Origin of the sequence: Dyella terrae, assembly GCF_004322705.1 — a bacterium.
GTDB classification, from domain to species: Bacteria; Pseudomonadota; Gammaproteobacteria; order Xanthomonadales; family Rhodanobacteraceae; genus Dyella_D; species Dyella_D terrae.
Genome location: NZ_SIZZ01000001.1, coordinates 238503 through 256040, shown reverse-complemented (window position 1 = coordinate 256040; position 17538 = coordinate 238503). Strand labels below are relative to the sequence as shown.

Below are 17538 nucleotides of genomic sequence, written 5' to 3'. Positions count from 1 at the left end.
TAGGCCAACTAACAAATGCGCGACGACGCCCCGGCTGCCCTGCGAGCCTTTCATCTCATCGCCCTGCGTGGAAGCTTCACGCGTGCCGCGACGGAGATGGATGTCACGCCCTCCGCACTTAGCCAGACGATGCGCCAACTCGAAGAACGCCTGGGCGTGCGCCTGCTGCAGCGGAGCACGCGGCGCGTCGGGTTGACCGAGGCGGGCCAACAGTTTCTCGACCGCATCGCTCCCGCGCTTACCGCCATCGATGACGCCATCGAGGATCTGCGCCAGCATGCCGACCGCCCCGCCGGCACCCTGCGCATCACCGTGCCACGCATCGTGCTGGACTGGCTGGTGGCCCCCTTGCAGGTCGAATTCCTGCAACGCTGGCCTGAGCTCAAACTGGACATCGACGTCAATGACGGGCTCGTCGACCTGGTCGCTGGCGGTTACGACGCCGGCATTCGCCTTGGCGAGCGACTTGCGCGCGACGTAGTGGCCATGCCCCTGCAACGACAGCTGCGCTCGATGCTGGTCGGCTCGCCCGCGTACTTTGCCACGCATGGAAAACCGCAGCATCCGAAGGACCTTCAGCAACACGTCTGCATTCGCAATCGTTACACGTCCAGCGGCGCCATCTACCGCTGGGAGTTTGCCGAGCGCCAGCGATGGTTCGAGATCGATGTCGACGGGCCGCTGATCGTCAACGATCCGGCGCTTGCCATTCGAGCAGCCTGCGATGGCGTCGGGCTGGCCCATACGCTGGAGCCCGCAGTGCGCGAACTGGTTGCGCAAGGCGCGCTGGAAAGCGTGCTTGAACGCTGGCTACCACCTTACGAAGGGTTCTTCCTCTACTACCCGAGCCGCTTCCAGGTGCCGCCCAAGGTGCGCGTGCTGATGGACTACCTGCGCGAGCGCCTCAACGATTGATGCGCCTGGCCACCAACGGCGCCAGGCGCACCGCACCGACTTAGTTGAACCGCCCGTTGGCCCCACCGACGCTGAAACGCCCGGCACCGAGGAACAACACGGCGAGGGCCGCGCCCAGGTACATGCCCTGCAGTTCCAGCGCCCAGCCACCCGTATCGGCCAGCTGCGCCAGCTGGCTCATGTGCACCAGCCCCAAAGCAAACAGCATGTTGACCACGATGATCAGCGCGCCGATACGGGCCCAGAGCCCGGCGATAAGCAGGACCGGCGCCAGCACTTCACCCACATACACACCGTAAGCGAGGAACGACGGCAGCCCCGCCTGTCCCAGCACTTGCAGCACGAAGCCCGGGCCGTGAATCAGCTTCGACACGCCATGAAACAGGATAAGCACGCCCAGTACCACGCGAAGAATCAACTTTCCCAGATCGTTGTTTCCCATGGAGCCTCCCCCTGATGAGCACGCCGGCACCATGCCGGCATGCATTCAAGCCAATCCCAACGTTACGGCGCGGCCAGGCGTGCGACCGTCGCACGGTAACGTGCGCTGATGCGCTCTTCATCACGATGCCTGAAGTCGCGCACCACCCATTGACCGCCGCACATGACATGGCGCACCAGCGGCGCATTGCCGGCGAAAAGGAAACTGTCGATCAGCGACCGCTCGTCACGGGCCGCGAGCAGTGCAGCCGTATCGTCGAGCACGATGACGTCGGCACGCGCACCCTCGCGCAGCGCGCCCACTGGCAGGCCCGATGCCACAGCGCCACCCTTCAGGCTGGCCCGCCACAGGGTTTCGCCCACGCTGTCGCCTTCGTGCCGCGCCGCGATATTGCGGTGGCGCGTGGCCAGGCGCTGTCCATATTCGAGCCAGCGCAGCTCTTCCACCGGCGACACCGAAATATGCGAATCCGAGCCAATACCCAACGTACCGTGCGCATCGAGGAAATCGGCCAGGGGAAACAGGCCGTCGCCCAGATTGGCTTCGGTCGTTGGACACAGGCCCGCCACGGCGCCGCTGCGCGCGAGCCGCGAACATTCGTGTCCGCTGAGGTGTGTGGCATGCACGAGCGTCCAGCGTGCATTGACGTCCGCGTGGTCGAGCAGCCACTCCACCGGACGTGCGCCTCGCGTCGCCAGGCAGTCCTGCACTTCGCCGATCTGTTCGGCGATATGAATATGCACGGGACAATCGGCCGCCGCCGACGTTGCCAGCACGGCACGCATCGATGCCTCGGGCACCGCGCGCAGGGAATGCAGGGCCACGCCGACGCGCAGCGCCGGACCTTCGAGGGCACGCAAGGATTCCAGCAAGCTGACGTAATCGCCCACCGCATGCCCAAAGCGACGTTGCCGCGGCGCCAGCGGGCGACCATCGAAACCGCCGGTCATGTAAAGCACGGGCAGCAGCGTGAGAGCGATACCGGTTTCCTTTGCCGCTTCGATCAGTGCGAGCGACATGGCCTCGGGCTGCGCATACGGCGTGCCGTCCGGTTGGTGATGCAGATAATGGAACTCGCAGACCTGCGTATAGCCCGCCTTGAGCATTTCCATGTATAGCTGGGCGGCGATGGCCTGGAGCTCGTCGGGCCCGATGCGCGCGGCGAAGGCGTACATGGTTTCGCGCCAGGTCCAGAAGCTGTCGTCGCTGCGCCCCTTGCGCTCGGCCAGTCCCGCCATGGCGCGCTGGAACGCATGCGAGTGCAGGTTGGGCATGCCCGGCAACGCCCATGCACCTACCGACGTGGCGTTGCCCGAGGCTGAGGTCAAATATCCTTGCCCGCTGACGCCAAACGTCGCGTCAGGCGTCCACCCGTCGCCGGTCCAGATCCGATCGGCAGAAAAAGACGGCGTGGCTGCGGTCATGACATGACTCCGGGAAGGTTGGCCAAAGTGTAGGCGTCTGCTCCGGGCAGGTGAAGGCCATGCACCTTCGGGGCGCCTGCCATTCGTTCACGCGTGAAAGTGCCATCACACCGGCACCGGCATACTTCAGCCATGGCCAAGAAGTCGCTTGAGAATGCTCCCAAGCTGCTCGTTCGCCTGGCAACACCGGCGGACGTACCGGCATTGGTCGACCTGACCGGACGTGTCTACACGCCCGAGTGGGGACACTCCGCTGAGATGCTGCGCTCGCAGCAGACGCATTTCCCGGAAGGTCAGTTCGTGGCGGTCTACGAAGGACGCGTGGTCGGCTATTGCGCCACCTTCCGCATCGGTGAGGCAGCGGCACTGTCCCCGCATACCTGGATGCAGATCACCGGTGGTGGCATGGGCTCGCGCCACGATCCCGATGGCGACTGGCTCTACGGCATGGAAATGGTCGTGCATCCCGACTACCGGGGCATCCGCATCGGCCAGCGCCTTTATCTGGCGCGCAAGCGATTGTGCACCGACCTGAAACTGCGCGGCATCGTGTTTGGCGGACGCATTCCGGGACTTGCCCGCAATATCCAGCGTTTCGGCAGCGCCGATGAATACGTTCAAGCGGTGATCGAAGGACGGCGCCGCGATCCCACGCTCAGTTTCCAGTTGCACAACGGCTTTGAGCTGATCGGCCTGATACGGGGTTACGTGCCGTCGGACTATGACTCGCTGGGCTATGCCGCGCATCTGGTCTGGCGCAATCCACAATTGCTGAACCAGCCGGATATCCCACCGGTACCCACGCCGCAGCGCCTGCCCGACTCGGTGCGCGTCGCTTCGGTGCAATACCAGCAACGCCGCATCAAGTCCTTCGAAGAATTCGCCACCCAGGTGGAGTACTTCACCGACATCGCCGCCGATTACAGCGCCGACTTCGTCACCTTCCCCGAACTGATTACGCTGCAACTGCTTTCCATCGAGAATGCCGAGCTTCTGCCGGTCGATGCCATTCGGCGGCTCAGCCAGTACACGCCGCTGGTGAAGGAACTTTTCAGTGGCCTGGCCGTGCGCTACAACATCAACATCATCGCAGGCTCCCATCCCACCGAGCAGGCCAACGGCGACATCCACAACGTGTGTTACGTCTGCTTGCGCGATGGCTCCATCCACGAACAGGAGAAGCTGCATCCCACGCCGAGCGAGCGCACTGTCTGGAACATCACCGGTGGCGACACGGCGGCCACGATCCAGACCGACTGCGGCCCCATCGGCGTGATGATCTGCTACGACTCCGAGTTTCCCGAAGTTGCGCGCCATCTCACCGACCAGGGCGCACTGATTCTGTTCGTGCCCTTCTGCACGGATGTGCGCGAAGGCTACCTGCGCGTGCGCTACTGTTCGCAAGCCCGTGCGATTGAGAACCAGTGTTATGTCGTGCTGTCGGGCAATGTCGGCAATCTGCCTGGCGTGAACAACTTCGACATTCAGTACGGCCAAAGCTGTATCCTCACCCCCAGCGATTTTCCTTTCGCGCGCGATGGCGTGGCCGCCGATTCGCAACCGAACATCGAAACCGTGCTGTTCGCCGATCTGCGTCTGGAGAGCATCGCCCGGGCGCGCAACGCCGGTGCAGTACAGAATTTGAAGGACCGGCGCTTCGACCTTTACGAGACGCGCTGGACCCCGCGCCGCGACAAGAGCTCATGAGTGATTACCGCCGTTTCCAGCGACTTGCCGAACTCGACATCTTTTCTCCCGTGCAATGGCGACGCCGTGTGCTGTTCTGGACCGGCGCCGTGGTGGTTGGCCTCGCAGCCGTAGGATTCGCCCAGGCGGCGGACTTCGCGTTCGGCCTGTTCCACCGGATGGTCGAACACAGCCGCTGGTGGGCCTTCATCGTGACGCCCGCCACCTTCGCCCTGCTGGCGTGGGTGACGCAAGGTGCACTGAAGCCGACACGGGGCTCGGGCATTCCGCAGGCCATCGCGGCACTGCACGTGGAAGACGAGGGTTTTCGTCGCAGCCTGCTTTCATTGCGCGTGGCCATGGGCAAGATGGCACTCACGCTCGTCGCATTGCTGGGTGGCGCCTCCGTCGGTCGCGAAGGCCCGACGGTACACGTCGGCGCAGGCCTGCTTTATTCGCTGGGCAGACGCTTCGGCTTTGCCGATCCCGCGGCGGCCGGCCGTTTCATCCTGGCCGGCTCGGCGGCCGGCCTCGCCGCCGCATTCAATACGCCGCTGGCCGGCGTCGTGTTTGCCATTGAAGAGATGAGCGGCGCCTTCGAACATCGCATGAGCGGCATTCTGCTCACCGCCGTGATCATTGCCGGCGTGGTGTCGCTGGGCATCCTTGGCAACTACGCCTACTTCGGCCGGCTCGACATGACGCTGCCGCTGGGACAAGCGTGGTGGGCCGTGCTCGCCACCGGCGTGGTCTGCGGACTGGCCGGCGGGCTCTTCGCACGCCTGATCGTCCCTCACAACCACGGCCTTCGCGGTGTCATGGGCCGGCTTCGTGCCCGCTCGCCGGTGGTGTTCGCCGCGTGCTGCGGCCTGGCACTGGTACTTCTCAGCCAGCTGACGAATACCGGGCTTTACGGCACCGGATACGCGCAAGCCAGGGCCATCCTCGAAGGCCATGGCGATACGGTTGCCAGCTTCGGCGTGCTGAAATTCTTCGGCAATATCGCGTCATTCTGGGCGGGCATCCCCGGTGGCATTTTCTCGCCCGCCCTGGCGGTGGGCGCGGGCCTGGGCCAGAACATCACCGCGCTCGTTCCAGGCGCAGACGGCTCGGCAGTCATCCTCCTTGCGATGGCCGGTTACCTGGCCGGCGTCACCCAGGCGCCGCTGACCGCGACGGTGATTTCCATGGAGCTCACGGCCAACCAGCAGATGGCACTGCCGATCATGGCAACGTGTCTGATTGCCCGGCTATGCTCGTCCCTTTTCAGCCACAAGCCCGTCTACAAGGCGCTGGCCGATAAACTGATCGAACAGTTCGAAGCCGAGAAGGCCCGGCGCGAAGCCGAGCCGGATCCCGACGACGTGTCGGAGGCTGCCGCCCCTACTCGAAACGACTCACCCGATACGCCATGACGCACACTCGCTGGGATACGCTCTTCACGCATGCCACGCTGGCCACCTTTGTCGGCGCCGAGCCTTACGGCCTGATTCGTGACGGCGCCCTCGCGGTGAAGGACGGGCGCATTGCCTGGGTCAGCCCGCACGCGGACCTGCCGCACAACGCGTCGGCGGCGCAGGTCATCGATGTCGGTGGCGCCGTCATGACGCCGGGACTGATCGACTGCCACACACACCTCGTCTTTGGCGGCAACCGCGCCCATGAGTTTGACCTGCGGTTGAATGGCGCCAGTTACGAAGCAATCGCACGCAGTGGCGGCGGCATCGTGTCAACGGTCGCCGCAACGCGCCATGCCAGCGAAGACGAACTGCTCGCACAGTCGATGGGCCGGGCACAGGCGCTGCTTCGCGATGGCGTGACTACCATCGAGATCAAGTCCGGCTACGGTCTGGACCTGGCCACCGAACGGCGCATGCTGCGTGTTGCGCGACGCATTGGCGAGGAACTGGGTGTTACCACGCGCGCCACATTCCTTGGGTTGCACGCCCTGCCGCCGGAGTACAAGGAACAGCGCGACGCCTACGTGGCGCTGGTGTGCGACGAGATGCTTCCCGCGCTTGCCGCTGAAGGGCTGATTGATGCCGTGGACGCTTTTTGCGAAAGCATCGGCTTCACGCATGGCGAAACGCAACGTGTGTTCGAACGCGCCAGGGCGCTGAGGCTCCCTGTCAAGCTGCATGCCGAACAGTTGTCCGATCTCGACGGCGCGGCCCTGGTCGCGCAGTACGGCGGCTTGTCCGCCGATCACCTGGAATACCTCAGCGACCACGGCATCGACGCCATGGCGCGCGCCGGTACGGTGGCCGTACTACTCCCAGGCGCGTTCTATGCCTTGCGCGAAACGAAGTTGCCGCCGATTGCCAACCTGCGCCATCGCAGCGTCCCGATGGCCGTGGCAACCGACTGCAATCCGGGCACGTCGCCCTTGTTGTCGCTGCGCATGGCGGCCGGCATGGCCTGCACCTTGTTCCGGCTGACGCCCGAAGAAGCGCTGCGGGGCATCACCACGCACGCCGCACGCGCGCTGGGCCTCGACGATCGCGGCACGCTGGCACTGGGCCAGCGCGCCGACCTTGCCGTGTGGAATGTCCAGCAACCGGCCGAACTCTGCTACTGGATCGCCGGTGACTTGCTTCGGGCCGTCTACGTCGAGGGCAAGGCACACCCCCTGGCGACCTGAAACGACTCAGGCCTCGTCGTCGAGTGCAGCACCCGGCGCGTTCTTCTTGACCGACTCAATGCCTTCCTCACGCGCCCGCTCGCTTGAATACATCTCGCTGGAACCAATCACCTGGTGATTGGCCGCCTTGAGATTAAACATGGGCTGGCCATTTTTGGCGTTCTTTCGCTCATAGCGCTCGTCGGTGGGCGCGTTCTTGCGCACCGACTCGATCCCGTTCAGCGCTGCCGCATGCGTCGTGTACATCTCGCTGCTCAGGATGATTTCGCCATTGCCGGCCTTCAGATTGAAATGAAACTGGCCGTTGCTGGATTTTTTCAGTTCGAACTTGCCACTCATCGTCCCTCTCCCTGACGTCAATGGAAGGTCTGACTGGCCGCCCTCTTGATGCCCCTGGCGGCCTCTTGCGCGCCGTGGCCATGCAGATGCCACCAAGGGCGTGAAGGCGGTGTGGAACGGTTGTGCCCGCTTTGCGCAGGACAAAAAAAAAGCCCCCGCGAGGCGGGGGCTTTCTTCACCGAAGTCGCCGGATGATCAGGCGGACTTCTTCTTCGGCGCGGCCTTCTTCACGGCAGCCGACTTCGTCACGGTTTCCTTGGCGCCGGCCACTGCCGGCTGCACACCGTGCGCACGGGAGTTGCCGTAGCTGCCACGATAGGTCTTGCCACGACGGGTTCTGCGATCGCCCTTGCCCATGGGGAAACTCCTTGAAAATACGTTGATTGGACGGCCCGCCATGCTATCAGTGGGCCGTCAAAGTGCAAGAGCGGGCCTGTCGCAGCAAGGACTGCGATACCAGTCAGTGAGCCGAATCAATGGCTTCCGCAACCATGGGCCGCATCACCACACGGGCCTGGGTCGATCTGGACCGTCACGTGGCGGATGCCGAACTTCTCGTCCAGCACGCGATTGATGGCGCGAATGGCGTCGTCAGCCGTGCCCTGGACGGTCAATTCGGCATGCACGGTCGCCATGCGGGAGCCGGAGGCCAGTTGCCAGACATGCAGGTGATGGACATCGCTGATGGACGCATCTGCCGTTCGCAACGCCATTTCGATGTCGGCCGTATTCAGCCCCTCCGGCACGCCTTCGAGCAGGATGTGCGCCGAGCGGCGCAACAACCGCCACGCGCTGTTGAGGATCAGCAGCGAAACCAGGATCGACAGCGCCGGGTCTGCCCAGAGCCAGCCCATCCAGCGCACGGCAAGCGCGGCAAGAATCGCAGCGACCGAACCCAGCAGGTCGCCCAGCACATGCAAGGCAGCACCCGCGACGTTCACGTCGTCATGGTCATGCCCGTGCAGCGTGCGCAACACGATCAGGTTCACCACCAGGCCGAAGCTGGCGACGATCAGCATCACGCCCGAGAGAATCGGTGCCGGCTGGAACAGACGCACGACGGCCTCGTAAACAATGAAGGCCACGAGCGCGAATTGCGTCAGTGCGTTGAGAAAACCCGCAAGCACCTCGACGCGACCGTAACCGTAGCTGCGACGGGCATCGGCAGGTCGTCGCGCCATCCACGCACCGAGCACCGCCAGCAGCAGCGCGAGCGCGTCGACCATCATATGTCCCGCATCGGCCAGCAGCGCCAGCGAACCCGACCAGAGTCCGCCCACCACTTCGGCGATCATCATCAGCGTCGTCAGGACGAAGGCAAACGCGAGCTTGCGCTCCTTGCCGCTGAAGCGGGAATGGCCGTGCGCATGATCGTGATCATGGTCGTGAGCATGTCCATGGGCGTGGTCATGCGAATGGGCGTGCGTTGAGCTCATGGGGCGAATGCTAGGAAGTGGCCGCGGCGTTACACAATCACCAGCCGGGGCGGCTAGTGCGCGCAGTCCGACGTGTGGACGTGTCCGCGATGACCATCTGCACGCAGATTGATGAAGTGCGCTGCTGCCACGAGCAGGCCACCGCAGGTGACGAGTGCGCTGTGCAGGCCGATGGAATAGCGCTCGGCGAACGTGACGCCGATGAGCAGAAGCGCCAGCCCGGGAAACGCCAGACGCAACGGCAAGGTTCGCCGATGGCGTCGATAGCCGCCAAGCAGACTGGCAAGCGCGAGCACGCAGGCAAAGATCACGAAGCCCCGTTCGAAGCGGTGATCCGCCAGGAACTCAAGACCCAATAGCGGCAGCAACGCGAGAACGAATGGCAATGCCGCGCAGTGAAGCGCGCATAGAAACGACGCGGTTGCACCGACGCGATCTGCGGCATGCCACCAGCGCGTTTTGTTCACTTGCGGTTGGTCCATTCGGGGCTCCGGGGGGCGAAGCGTGACTTCATGCAGGGGTGCATGGCAAGCGATGTTACATTATAACGTAACGGTTCGCCAGTCAGACTGACACCCCTCCCTCCATGCCCCCAAGGAGCTTCACCCGCATGCGCAAGACGTTGATGGCCCTCGCCCTGAGCACCTGCCTGGGCGCCCTAGCCCTTCCCGCCCAGGCAGCCGATGCCGACACCATGGCCGACGCCACCACCGACAAGGACACCGATAAGCACGGCCATAAGGCCAAGGAACTGGAAGGTGTCACCGTCAACGCCGTCCCGCTGGGCCAGCAGGCCGACCAGATTGTGGCGCCGGTCGCCGTCCTGAGCGGCTCAGCCCTGGATGATGCCAAGGCCGGCACGTTGGGCGAAACGGTCGCAGGCATTCCCGGCGTGCAGACCACGGGCCTGGGCAAGGCCGTGGGCCGCCCGGTCATCCGCGGCATGGACGGTCCCCGTGTCGCCGTGCTGGAAAACGGCCTCGGTTCGCAGGACGTCTCCAACATCAGCCAGGACCACGCCACGTCGGTGGAGCCCTTCCTCGCCGACCAGATTGAAGTACTGAAAGGTCCCTCGACGTTGCTGTACGGCTCCGGCGCCATCGGCGGCGTGGTCAATGTCGTCGACGGCCGCATTCCGATGCGCGCGCCGGCGAACGGCTTTGCCGGACGCGCGGAGGGTCGCTACGACTCTGGCACGGACGGGAAGACCGGCCTGTTCCGCGCCGATGCGGGCAACGATCGTTTCGCCCTGCACGTCGACGGCATGCGTCGCAATGACGGCAACTACGACATCCCCGGTGGCACGCAGGCCAACAGCCAGGTGAAAACGACATCGGGCGCTGTCGGCGCGTCCGTACTTGGCGATTGGGGATACTTCGGTGCGTCAGTATCGCGCTATCTCGACACCTACGGCAGCCCCGCCGAACCGGGCGACGTCGACGATCATGGCGATCATGATCACGACGAACACGACGGCCATGACCACGGCGAAGAAGCGGCCACGATCAAGCTGGCCCAGACGCGATATGACGTCAAAGGTGGCTTCTACGATCCGGTTGCCGGCATCGCCAAGGCCGAGGTGAGTTTCGGCCACAACGATTACCAGCACGTTGAATTCGAAGGCAGCGAAGTCGGCACGACGTTCCGCACGCAAGCGAACGAAGGCCGTATTCTGCTGACGCACGAACCACTCGCCGGCTGGGAAGGCGCCTTTGGCGTGCAGTACATCCGCCGCAACTTCAGCGCCATCGGCGACGAGACGTTTGTCCCGCCGACGACGACCAAAGCCTGGGGCATCTTTCTGACCGAACAGCGCGAATTCGGCCCCATCAAGGTCGAACTGGGTGCCCGTACGGATCGCCAGACAGTGTCGCCGGATGATCAGCCGCGCCGATCGTTTTCGCCGTCGAGTTTCTCAGCGGGTGCATCCTGGCGCTTCGCCGACGCATGGCATCTGAGCCTCAACCTCGATCGCGCACAACGTGCCCCGGCCGAGGAGGAATTGTTCGCCAACGGCCCGCACCACGCCTCGGATACGTTCGAAATCGGCAACCCCAACCTGAGCAAGGAAACCGCGAACCAGGCGGAGCTGGCCCTGCATTTCCATGGTGAGCTCGTCGAAGGCAAGGTGGCTGTCTACACCAACCGGTACGACAACTTCATCTACCTGGCCGACACGGGCCTGGAAGAAGACGGCATGCCGGTGCGTACGTGGTCGCAGCATGACGCCACTTTCCGTGGCGCCGAAGCGGAAGCGACCTTCCATCTCGCGCGCAATGACTCCGGTGCGTGGGATCTGCGCGCCTATGGCGACACGGTGCGCGCCAAGCTGACCGATGGCGAAGGCAATCTCCCCCGTATTCCTGCCGGTCGCCTCGGCACGCAGCTCAACTGGAGCCGGGGCGATGTGCGCGCCAGTGTCGGTGCCGTGCGTTACTTCGCCCAGAACAAGACCGCCGATTTCGAAACGCGCACGGCAGGCTACACGCTGGTGAATGCGCATGCCGCGTGGACATTCCACAATGGCGAATCGAATCAGTGGGAGGCGTTCCTCGACGGCACCAACCTGACCAATCGCAAGGCGCGACTGGCGACGTCGCTGTTCAAGGACAGCGTACTGATGCCGGGGCGCAGCGTGTCGGTGGGCGTACGGGCGTTCTTCTAAACGGTACCCGGGAGGCGGGAAGCAAGAGCGTGCGCGCTCTTGCTTCTCACGTGTCCTTACGGCAGTTCTTGCAGATGCCGTGCACTTCGAGCGTCTGGGCCTGCGGACGGAAGCCAAAGGCCTTGGCCTGCGCCTCGATCAACTCGGCCACGCGCTCGTCGCACACTTCCTGAGCACTGGAGCAGACATCGCAGATCAGGAACGGTACCTGGTGCGCTTCGGCCGGATGGTGGCAGGAAACGAAAGCGTTGATCGACTCCAGCTTGTGGATGAAGCCGTTCTCGAGCAGAAAATCCAGCGCGCGATATACCGTGGGCGGCGCGGCATTGCCATGACGTTCGCGCAGCAGATCGAGCAGATCGTAAGCCTTGACCGGTTTGCCGGCGGCGGCCACCAGTTCCAGCACTTCCTTGCGCAGCGGCGTCAGGCGCAGTCCACGCTCTTCGCTGGCATGCTCGACCGCACGCACGAAGCTGTGAGCGTCGTCGTGGTGATCGTGATGATGATGCGAGTGCGTTTTGCTGGCGGGCTGGTTCACGGGATTCACCTCGGACACGATCATACACCGCCCGGGCGAACGCCCTTGTTCAGTGCGGCAAAGGCGGCGGCTCGGGCCGTTTCGGCGGGCGCGGGCGAAGCAGGATCACGACCCAGCCGATGGGCCCCAATATGGCGGCCCAGATGACCCCTTCCAAGGTGCGGCCGCGCAGCCAGCCCAATCCGGCGCCAACGACCAGGAAGACGACGCTCCAGATCGTCATCGCCTTCCACGGCACCATCGCCATCAGGTTGAGGAAGATGCGGATCGACGCATCAGGCGCGTCCGGATCCACTCCCTGCAAGGCCCTGGCGAGGAGCTCGTCCACGATGTGGAATCAGCCGCCCGCCTTGCCGATGGCCACGTCGATGCGGCTGAGCGCCTCCTCGCGCCCGGCCAGAAACACCGTGTGATCAATCGACGGCGACACCTGCGTGCCGGTCATCGCCACGCGCAGCGGCTGGGCAATCTTGCCCATGCCCAGCTCGAGCTTCGCGGCAATCTGCTCGACGGCCTGGTGGATCGCCTCCGGCGTCCACTCGCACCCTGCGACCAGTTCGCGCGCCAGCTTCAGCACGGCCAGTGCGGTCTCGTTCTGCAGGTGCTTGGCGACGGCCTTGTCGTCCCATTCGACGATCGGGCCATACCAGATCTTCGCGCGCTCAGCCATTTCCTTGAGCGTCTGCACGCGATCACGCAGCGCCACGATCACGTCGGCCGGCTTCGGGCCCTTGCTGTAGTCGATGCCTGCCAGCTGCAGCTGGTGCTCGAACTCCGGTGCGATGGCCTGCGGGTCATCGGACTTCAGGTAGTGCTGGTTGAGCCAGGACAGCTTGGTCACGTCGAAACGCGACGCCGCCTTGTTCACGTCGCCGACGTCGAACAAGCGGATCATCTCCTCTTCGGAGAAGATTTCCTGATCGCCATGCGACCAACCCAGGCGCACCAGGTAATTGAGCAGCGCGTGCGGCAGGAAACCGTCGTCGCGGTACTGCATGACGCTGACCGCGCCGTGGCGCTTGCTGAGCTTCTGGCCATCGGGACCGAGGATCATCGGCAGATGCGCGAATTCTGGCACCGGCGCACCGAGGGCGTGATAGATGTTGATCTGACGCGGCGTGTTGTTGACGTGGTCATCGCCGCGAATCACCTCGGTGATGCCCATGTCGATGTCGTCCACGACCACGGCGAAGTTGTAGGTCGGCCAGCCATCCGAGCGGAAGATCACCAGATCGTCCAGCTCGTTGTTGTTCCACTCGATCCGGCCCTTCACCTTGTCGTCGAACACCACCGTGCCTTCGACGGGATTCTTGAAGCGCATGACGCGGTTCGGATCGTCACGGTACGGCTCGTTGCGATCACGGTAATAGCCGTTGTAGCGCGGCTTCTCGCCACGGGCCATGGCGGCCTCACGCATCGCCTCGATCTCTTCCTTGCTCTCGTAGGCGTAGTAGGCCTTGCCTGCCTTGAGCAGTTCGTCCGCCACTTGCTTGTAGCGATCCAGACGATGGGTCTGGTAGATCGGGCCTTCATCGTGCGTCAGCCCAAGCCACGACATGCCGTCAAGGATGGCCTGCACGGCCGCGTCCGTGGAGCGCTCGCGGTCCGTGTCCTCGATGCGCAGGATGAACTCCCCGCCGCGACGACGGGCTTCCAGCCAGCAATACAGCGCGGTACGCGCGCCGCCAATGTGCAGGAAACCGGTGGGACTGGGGGCAAAGCGGGTGCGAACGGTCATGGGGATTCTTGGGAAAGCGCGGTGCGAAGCGGCGCATTTTAGCTGATCTGGACGCTGACACCGCGTGGGGTGCTTGCCCGATGGCGACGCGGCTCATGGAGCGGGAGCATGGCGGGTTTCGTCGCTTGGGTCGGGATGGCGCAAGCGCACAAGGTTGTCACTTGACAACATCTATCTACTTTCTTACCCTGCATGGAAGCCCGACACGTGCCACGAAAACCGCACCCCAAGCCCGAAATCGAATCAGCCCTGCGCCATGCCGAATCCCGCGGCTGGCGAATCCAGCCCGGTGGATCGCATGCCTGGGCAAAGATGTTCTGCCCCTACAACGACGACGGATGCCGTTGTGGCGAATTCTGCATCGCGTGCATCTGGAGTACGCCACGATGCCCCGGCACGCACGCCCGGCAGATCAGACGGGTCGTCGACCACTGCGCCATCGAAAAAACCATGCATGACCATCGGAAGGCCAAGCCATGAACAGCTACGAATTCACCCTCAAGTTTCAACTGCCCCATGAAGCAGCCGACCCGGAATCCTGGATCGAAGCGCTGGCCGATGCCGGATGCGATGACGCGCTCGTGGGCGTGGGACAGCAAGGCCGGATCGCTCTGGATTTTGCTCGGGACGCGGAGAGCGCGTTCGTCGCCGTCTCGTCGGCCGTTCGCGACGTGCAGAAGGCCATCCCCAATGCTCATCTGGTCGAAGCATCACCAGACTTCGTCGGCCTCACGGATGTGGCAGAGATGGCAGGTTTCTCCCGCCAGAACATGCGTAAGCTCATGACCGGACACGTCGCCACGTTTCCAGTTCCCGTCCATGAAGGCAATCCCTCGCTTTGGCACCTGGCCCCGGTTCTGGCATGGCTGGCCGAACACCAGCAACGACCCGTGGACACCAGATTGCTCGACGTGGCCCAGGTAACGATGGCTCTCAATATCGCCCGCGATGCAACGCGCCTGCCCGGCACCACCCTGCCCGAGCACCTGGCACCCCTGTTCGGCTGAGATCCGGATTCGTCCAAAGAAAAAGCCCCGCTCAATGGCGGGGCTTTTTCATCGGGATCATTTGACGTGGATCGTGATCTTCTTCGATACCACGGCCGGATCAAACGGAATGTGGTTTTCGTCCGCCAGCTCCAGCTGCAGCGTGTGCGTACCCGGAGTCAGTTTGATCGTCGTTTCGGTCTGGCCATTGCCGAAATGGACGTGATTGTCGTCCTTCGGAATCGGCTGGCCGGCGGCCGGCAGTTCCTTCACGTCGATCAGCAGGTGATGGTGGCCCGTACCTTCCTTCTTCACGCCAGCCGGAGCAACGCCCATGCCCTTGAGGCCGAAGCTGACGGTGACGTCCTGGCCAACCGTGGCGCCATCCTTGGGCGAGATGATGTAGACCTCGGCACCGGCCGGGGCCTTGGTGACCGGAAGCGCGGGCGTATCGGCCGCAAAGGTCGCGCCGGCCGCAGTGACGAGGGCCAGGGCAAGCAGGATGCGTTTCATCGGTCGGACTCCTTGGTGTGATGAGACTTGAGACTCCCGAGTGTATGCCGATTGGCGTGCACGTGCCCTTCACGGCAGCGCCGCCCGTCATGCGGGCGTCATCCACGCGCCATGGGGCCGCAACCGCCCGCGAGGACGATGCGTCAAGCCAGATCGAGTTCTGCTCATGCGCATCGGCATCGTCACAGAAACGTACCCGCCCGAAATCAACGGTGTTGCCCTCACCGTCCATAGCCTCGCCGCCGGACTGGCGTCGCGCGGGCATACCGTCGACCTGATTCGCCCCCGCCAGGCCAAGCCGTTCGATGACGAGCCGGGCATCGTCGCCACCGAAATGCGTGGCGCCGCGCTCCCCCGCTACCCGGGGCTCCGCTTTGGTTTACCCGCAGGACGCGCCCTGAAGGAACGATGGAATCGCTTGCGGCCGGACGCCATCTACGTGGCCACGGAAGGCCCTCTGGGCTGGTCGGCCGTTCGCGCCGCCAAACGCCTCGGCATTCCGGTCGCCACCGGTTTCCACACCCGCTTCGATACCTATGCCGATCACTACGGCGTGGGCTTCCTCACCCAGTTCGTGCGTCGCTACATGCGCAATTTCCACAATCGCGCCGTCGCCACGCTGGTGCCGACCCAGGCCCTGGCCAGTGAGCTTGGGCAGCTGGGCGTCACCACCGCGCGACTGATGCGACGGGCCGTGGATACGCAGCAGTTCCATCCACAGCATCGTGACGCCGCGTTGCGCGCTTCCTGGGGTGTCGATGGCAACACGCCGGTGGTCCTCTACGTCGGACGCATCGCGCCGGAAAAAAATCTTGACCTCGCCGTTCGCGCCTTTCGCGCCCTGCAACAGCACGTGCCGAAGGCGCGCTACGTGTGGGTGGGCGACGGTCCTGCGCGCCCGGCGCTCGAAGCCGCGCATCCAGATTTCATTTTTGCCGGCATCCAGCGTGGCGACGCGCTCGCCCGCTACTACGCCAGCGCCGACCTGTTCCCGTTCCCGAGCCTGAGCGAGACCTTCGGCAACGTCATCCTCGAAGCCCTGGCGACGGGCCTGCCGGTGGTTGCCTATGAAGAGGGCGCTGCGCGCGAACACCTCACCACCGGCATCAATGGCTACCGCATCGAAGCCGGCAACGAAAAGGCGTTCATCGAAGCCACCACCACGCTCGGCAGCAACGCCAGCCTGATTCGTCACATGGGCCGCGCGGCGCACGCCAGCATGGCCAGTCTTTCGCCCGATGCAGTGATCCGCGAGTTCGAAACCCTTTTGCGCGATATGGCCCAGGAGCACAGTCATGGACACCCTGCCACCGCTGCCCACGCCTGACGGCCCTCGCCTGGCCATCGACCGGCGCATCTGCGTTGCCGCCAATCATTGGGGTGCGCGACGCGCTGTCGGCGTCTTCTTCGGCATCATCAGCCGCTTGGGCGATGGTGTGTTCTGGTATTCACTGATGGCAGCGCTCGCCCTGGTCGACGGGCGTCGCGGTCTGCTCGCCGCATCGCAAATGGCCCTGACGGGTCTCACCGCCTTGTTTCTGTACCGCGTGCTCAAGCGCTGGACCAAACGGCCCCGCCCCTTCCGCGCCTGCCCGGGCGTCATCGCACATGTGCCACCCTTGGATGAATTCAGTTTTCCCTCGGGCCACACCTTGCAGGCGGTGAGCTTCACGGTCGTCGCTCTGGCCTGGTATCCCCTGCTCGCACCGCTGCTGCTGACCTTCACCACGCTGATCGGTGCCTCGCGCGTCATCCTTGGCCTGCATTACCCGAGCGATGTGCTTGCCGCAACGATCATCGGTGGCATGCTCGGCACGCTGTCGCTTTGGTTATTGCCGCTGATGCAGTGGGTGTAGCGCTCACCCACGACGACCTTACGATCACGCCCAGAACAACGCCTGATCAAAAAACCGTCAGTGCGTAACTCGCGCTTGCAGCATCAGCAAGTTACCTCACCTATCCACAGGCTTCTCCCAGCCACTTCCACAGCGGCTGTGGAAAACCTTGCATGCAAACGACTCCGACGCGAAGACGACGCATGTTTGGATGCCGTCGACACCGCTGCTCAATAAATCATCACGATGTCACACTCACCTGTCGCATCAGCAAGTTATCCCACCTATCCACAGGCTTCTCCCAAACGTCTCCACAAACGCTGTGGAAAACATGCCGTTTGCGCGCGCACATTGAGCACGATCTGCGCACTGTGTACTAA

At 63.9% G+C, this 17538-nt stretch carries 18 protein-coding genes; 8 read left to right on the top strand and 10 right to left on the bottom strand.

From position 1 onward, the window contains the following. Window positions 1-15 precede the first annotated feature (15 nt). Window positions 16-915: a LysR family transcriptional regulator gene (locus EYV96_RS01255; RefSeq protein WP_131149716.1), complete on the top strand. Its 900-nt coding sequence runs from the start codon at window positions 16-18 to the stop codon at window positions 913-915. Window positions 916-955: 40 nt separating this feature from the next. Here the strand turns inward: EYV96_RS01255 and EYV96_RS01250 are convergent, their stop codons facing one another. Together EYV96_RS01250 and EYV96_RS01245 are read right to left on the bottom strand one after the other, a co-directional pair. After that, window positions 956-1357, bottom strand: a complete 402-nt coding sequence (locus tag EYV96_RS01250) for a DoxX family protein (protein WP_131149715.1) — start codon at window positions 1355-1357, stop codon at window positions 956-958. Window positions 1358-1419: 62 nt separating this feature from the next. Then, window positions 1420-2781 carry a formimidoylglutamate deiminase gene (locus tag EYV96_RS01245; protein ID WP_131149714.1) on the bottom strand — a complete coding sequence of 454 codons (1362 nt, stop codon included), beginning with the start codon at window positions 2779-2781 and terminating at the stop codon, window positions 1420-1422. 132 nt (window positions 2782-2913) lie between these two features. Here EYV96_RS01245 and EYV96_RS01240 point away from each other — a divergent pair, with 132 nt between their 5' ends. Genes EYV96_RS01240 through hutI form a run of 3 tightly spaced genes read left to right on the top strand, consistent with a single transcriptional unit; the run spans window position 2914 to window position 7108 of the window. Further along, window positions 2914-4488: a carbon-nitrogen hydrolase family protein gene (locus EYV96_RS01240; protein WP_131149713.1), complete on the top strand. Its 1575-nt coding sequence runs from the start codon at window positions 2914-2916 to the stop codon at window positions 4486-4488. Further along, window positions 4485-5882: a chloride channel protein gene (locus tag EYV96_RS01235; protein ID WP_131149712.1), complete on the top strand. Its 1398-nt coding sequence runs from the start codon at window positions 4485-4487 to the stop codon at window positions 5880-5882. Before EYV96_RS01240 ends, EYV96_RS01235 begins: the two co-directional genes overlap by 4 nt. Beyond that, a complete protein-coding gene (hutI, locus tag EYV96_RS01230) occupies window positions 5879-7108 on the top strand; it encodes an imidazolonepropionase (protein ID WP_131149711.1) in 1230 nt (409 codons plus the stop codon). The genes EYV96_RS01235 and hutI overlap by 4 nt, the downstream gene beginning before the upstream one ends. 6 nt (window positions 7109-7114) lie before the next feature. On the opposite strand, the gene EYV96_RS01225 is transcribed toward hutI, so the two are convergent. The 4 genes from EYV96_RS01225 to EYV96_RS01210 all read right to left on the bottom strand — a co-directional run bounded on the left by EYV96_RS01225 (window position 7115) and on the right by EYV96_RS01210 (window position 9365). After that, a complete protein-coding gene (locus EYV96_RS01225) occupies window positions 7115-7447 on the bottom strand; it encodes a YegP family protein (RefSeq protein WP_131149710.1) in 333 nt (110 codons plus the stop codon). A gap of 195 nt (window positions 7448-7642) precedes the next feature. Further along, entirely contained in the window at window positions 7643-7804 is a 162-nt protein-coding gene (locus tag EYV96_RS01220) for a 30S ribosomal protein THX (RefSeq protein WP_131149709.1), read from the bottom strand. A gap of 116 nt (window positions 7805-7920) precedes the next feature. Next, a complete protein-coding gene (locus EYV96_RS01215; protein WP_131149708.1) occupies window positions 7921-8883 on the bottom strand; it encodes a cation diffusion facilitator family transporter in 963 nt (320 codons plus the stop codon). 53 nt (window positions 8884-8936) lie between these two features. After that, window positions 8937-9365, bottom strand: coding sequence for a MerC domain-containing protein (locus EYV96_RS01210; RefSeq protein ID WP_131149707.1), 429 nt, complete (start codon window positions 9363-9365; stop codon window positions 8937-8939). A gap of 128 nt (window positions 9366-9493) precedes the next feature. Between EYV96_RS01210 and EYV96_RS01205 the strand changes: the two genes are divergently transcribed. Further along, window positions 9494-11548 (top strand): TonB-dependent receptor domain-containing protein, encoded by a 2055-nt coding sequence (locus EYV96_RS01205; RefSeq protein ID WP_131149706.1) that lies wholly within the window; start codon window positions 9494-9496, stop codon window positions 11546-11548. 46 nt (window positions 11549-11594) lie between these two features. On the opposite strand, the gene EYV96_RS01200 is transcribed toward EYV96_RS01205, so the two are convergent. From EYV96_RS01200 to gltX, 3 genes are read right to left on the bottom strand one after another with little or no spacing between them, the layout of a single operon-like run. After that, entirely contained in the window at window positions 11595-12110 is a 516-nt protein-coding gene (locus tag EYV96_RS01200) for a transcriptional repressor (protein WP_131149705.1), read from the bottom strand. 25 nt (window positions 12111-12135) lie between these two features. Next, window positions 12136-12414, bottom strand: coding sequence for a hypothetical protein (locus EYV96_RS01195; RefSeq protein WP_131149704.1), 279 nt, complete (start codon window positions 12412-12414; stop codon window positions 12136-12138). Window positions 12415-12423: 9 nt separating this feature from the next. Beyond that, window positions 12424-13824: a glutamate--tRNA ligase gene (gene gltX / locus EYV96_RS01190; protein WP_131149703.1), complete on the bottom strand. Its 1401-nt coding sequence runs from the start codon at window positions 13822-13824 to the stop codon at window positions 12424-12426. A gap of 476 nt (window positions 13825-14300) precedes the next feature. Here gltX and EYV96_RS01180 point away from each other — a divergent pair, with 476 nt between their 5' ends. Further along, entirely contained in the window at window positions 14301-14831 is a 531-nt protein-coding gene (locus tag EYV96_RS01180; protein WP_131149701.1) for a helix-turn-helix transcriptional regulator, read from the top strand. A 57-nt stretch (window positions 14832-14888) separates the two neighbouring features. Here EYV96_RS01180 and EYV96_RS01175 read toward each other — a convergent pair whose 3' ends face one another. Then, window positions 14889-15323, bottom strand: coding sequence for a DUF4399 domain-containing protein (locus EYV96_RS01175; protein WP_131149700.1), 435 nt, complete (start codon window positions 15321-15323; stop codon window positions 14889-14891). 166 nt (window positions 15324-15489) lie between these two features. Here EYV96_RS01175 and EYV96_RS01170 point away from each other — a divergent pair, with 166 nt between their 5' ends. Both EYV96_RS01170 and EYV96_RS01165 read left to right on the top strand, forming a co-directional pair. Next, a complete protein-coding gene (locus tag EYV96_RS01170; protein ID WP_131149699.1) occupies window positions 15490-16650 on the top strand; it encodes a glycosyltransferase family 4 protein in 1161 nt (386 codons plus the stop codon). Further along, window positions 16619-17179 (top strand): phosphatase PAP2 family protein, encoded by a 561-nt coding sequence (locus EYV96_RS01165; RefSeq protein ID WP_131149698.1) that lies wholly within the window; start codon window positions 16619-16621, stop codon window positions 17177-17179. The genes EYV96_RS01170 and EYV96_RS01165 overlap by 32 nt, the downstream gene beginning before the upstream one ends. Window positions 17180-17538: the final 359 nt, after the last annotated feature.

Coding starts and splice junctions, on each gene's coding strand:
- EYV96_RS01255 (WP_131149716.1), top strand. CDS start 16: ATGCGCGACGACGCCCCGGCTGCCCTGCGAGCCTTTCATCTCATCGCC.
- EYV96_RS01250 (WP_131149715.1), bottom strand. CDS start 1,357: ATGGGAAACAACGATCTGGGAAAGTTGATTCTTCGCGTGGTACTGGGC.
- EYV96_RS01245 (WP_131149714.1), bottom strand. CDS start 2,781: ATGACCGCAGCCACGCCGTCTTTTTCTGCCGATCGGATCTGGACCGGC.
- EYV96_RS01240 (WP_131149713.1), top strand. CDS start 2,914: ATGGCCAAGAAGTCGCTTGAGAATGCTCCCAAGCTGCTCGTTCGCCTG.
- EYV96_RS01235 (WP_131149712.1), top strand. CDS start 4,485: ATGAGTGATTACCGCCGTTTCCAGCGACTTGCCGAACTCGACATCTTT.
- hutI (WP_131149711.1), top strand. CDS start 5,879: ATGACGCACACTCGCTGGGATACGCTCTTCACGCATGCCACGCTGGCC.
- EYV96_RS01225 (WP_131149710.1), bottom strand. CDS start 7,447: ATGAGTGGCAAGTTCGAACTGAAAAAATCCAGCAACGGCCAGTTTCAT.
- EYV96_RS01220 (WP_131149709.1), bottom strand. CDS start 7,804: ATGGGCAAGGGCGATCGCAGAACCCGTCGTGGCAAGACCTATCGTGGC.
- EYV96_RS01215 (WP_131149708.1), bottom strand. CDS start 8,883: ATGAGCTCAACGCACGCCCATTCGCATGACCACGCCCATGGACATGCT.
- EYV96_RS01210 (WP_131149707.1), bottom strand. CDS start 9,365: ATGGACCAACCGCAAGTGAACAAAACGCGCTGGTGGCATGCCGCAGAT.
- EYV96_RS01205 (WP_131149706.1), top strand. CDS start 9,494: ATGCGCAAGACGTTGATGGCCCTCGCCCTGAGCACCTGCCTGGGCGCC.
- EYV96_RS01200 (WP_131149705.1), bottom strand. CDS start 12,110: ATGATCGTGTCCGAGGTGAATCCCGTGAACCAGCCCGCCAGCAAAACG.
- gltX (WP_131149703.1), bottom strand. CDS start 13,824: ATGACCGTTCGCACCCGCTTTGCCCCCAGTCCCACCGGTTTCCTGCAC.
- EYV96_RS01180 (WP_131149701.1), top strand. CDS start 14,301: ATGAACAGCTACGAATTCACCCTCAAGTTTCAACTGCCCCATGAAGCA.
- EYV96_RS01175 (WP_131149700.1), bottom strand. CDS start 15,323: ATGAAACGCATCCTGCTTGCCCTGGCCCTCGTCACTGCGGCCGGCGCG.
- EYV96_RS01170 (WP_131149699.1), top strand. CDS start 15,490: ATGCGCATCGGCATCGTCACAGAAACGTACCCGCCCGAAATCAACGGT.
- EYV96_RS01165 (WP_131149698.1), top strand. CDS start 16,619: ATGGACACCCTGCCACCGCTGCCCACGCCTGACGGCCCTCGCCTGGCC.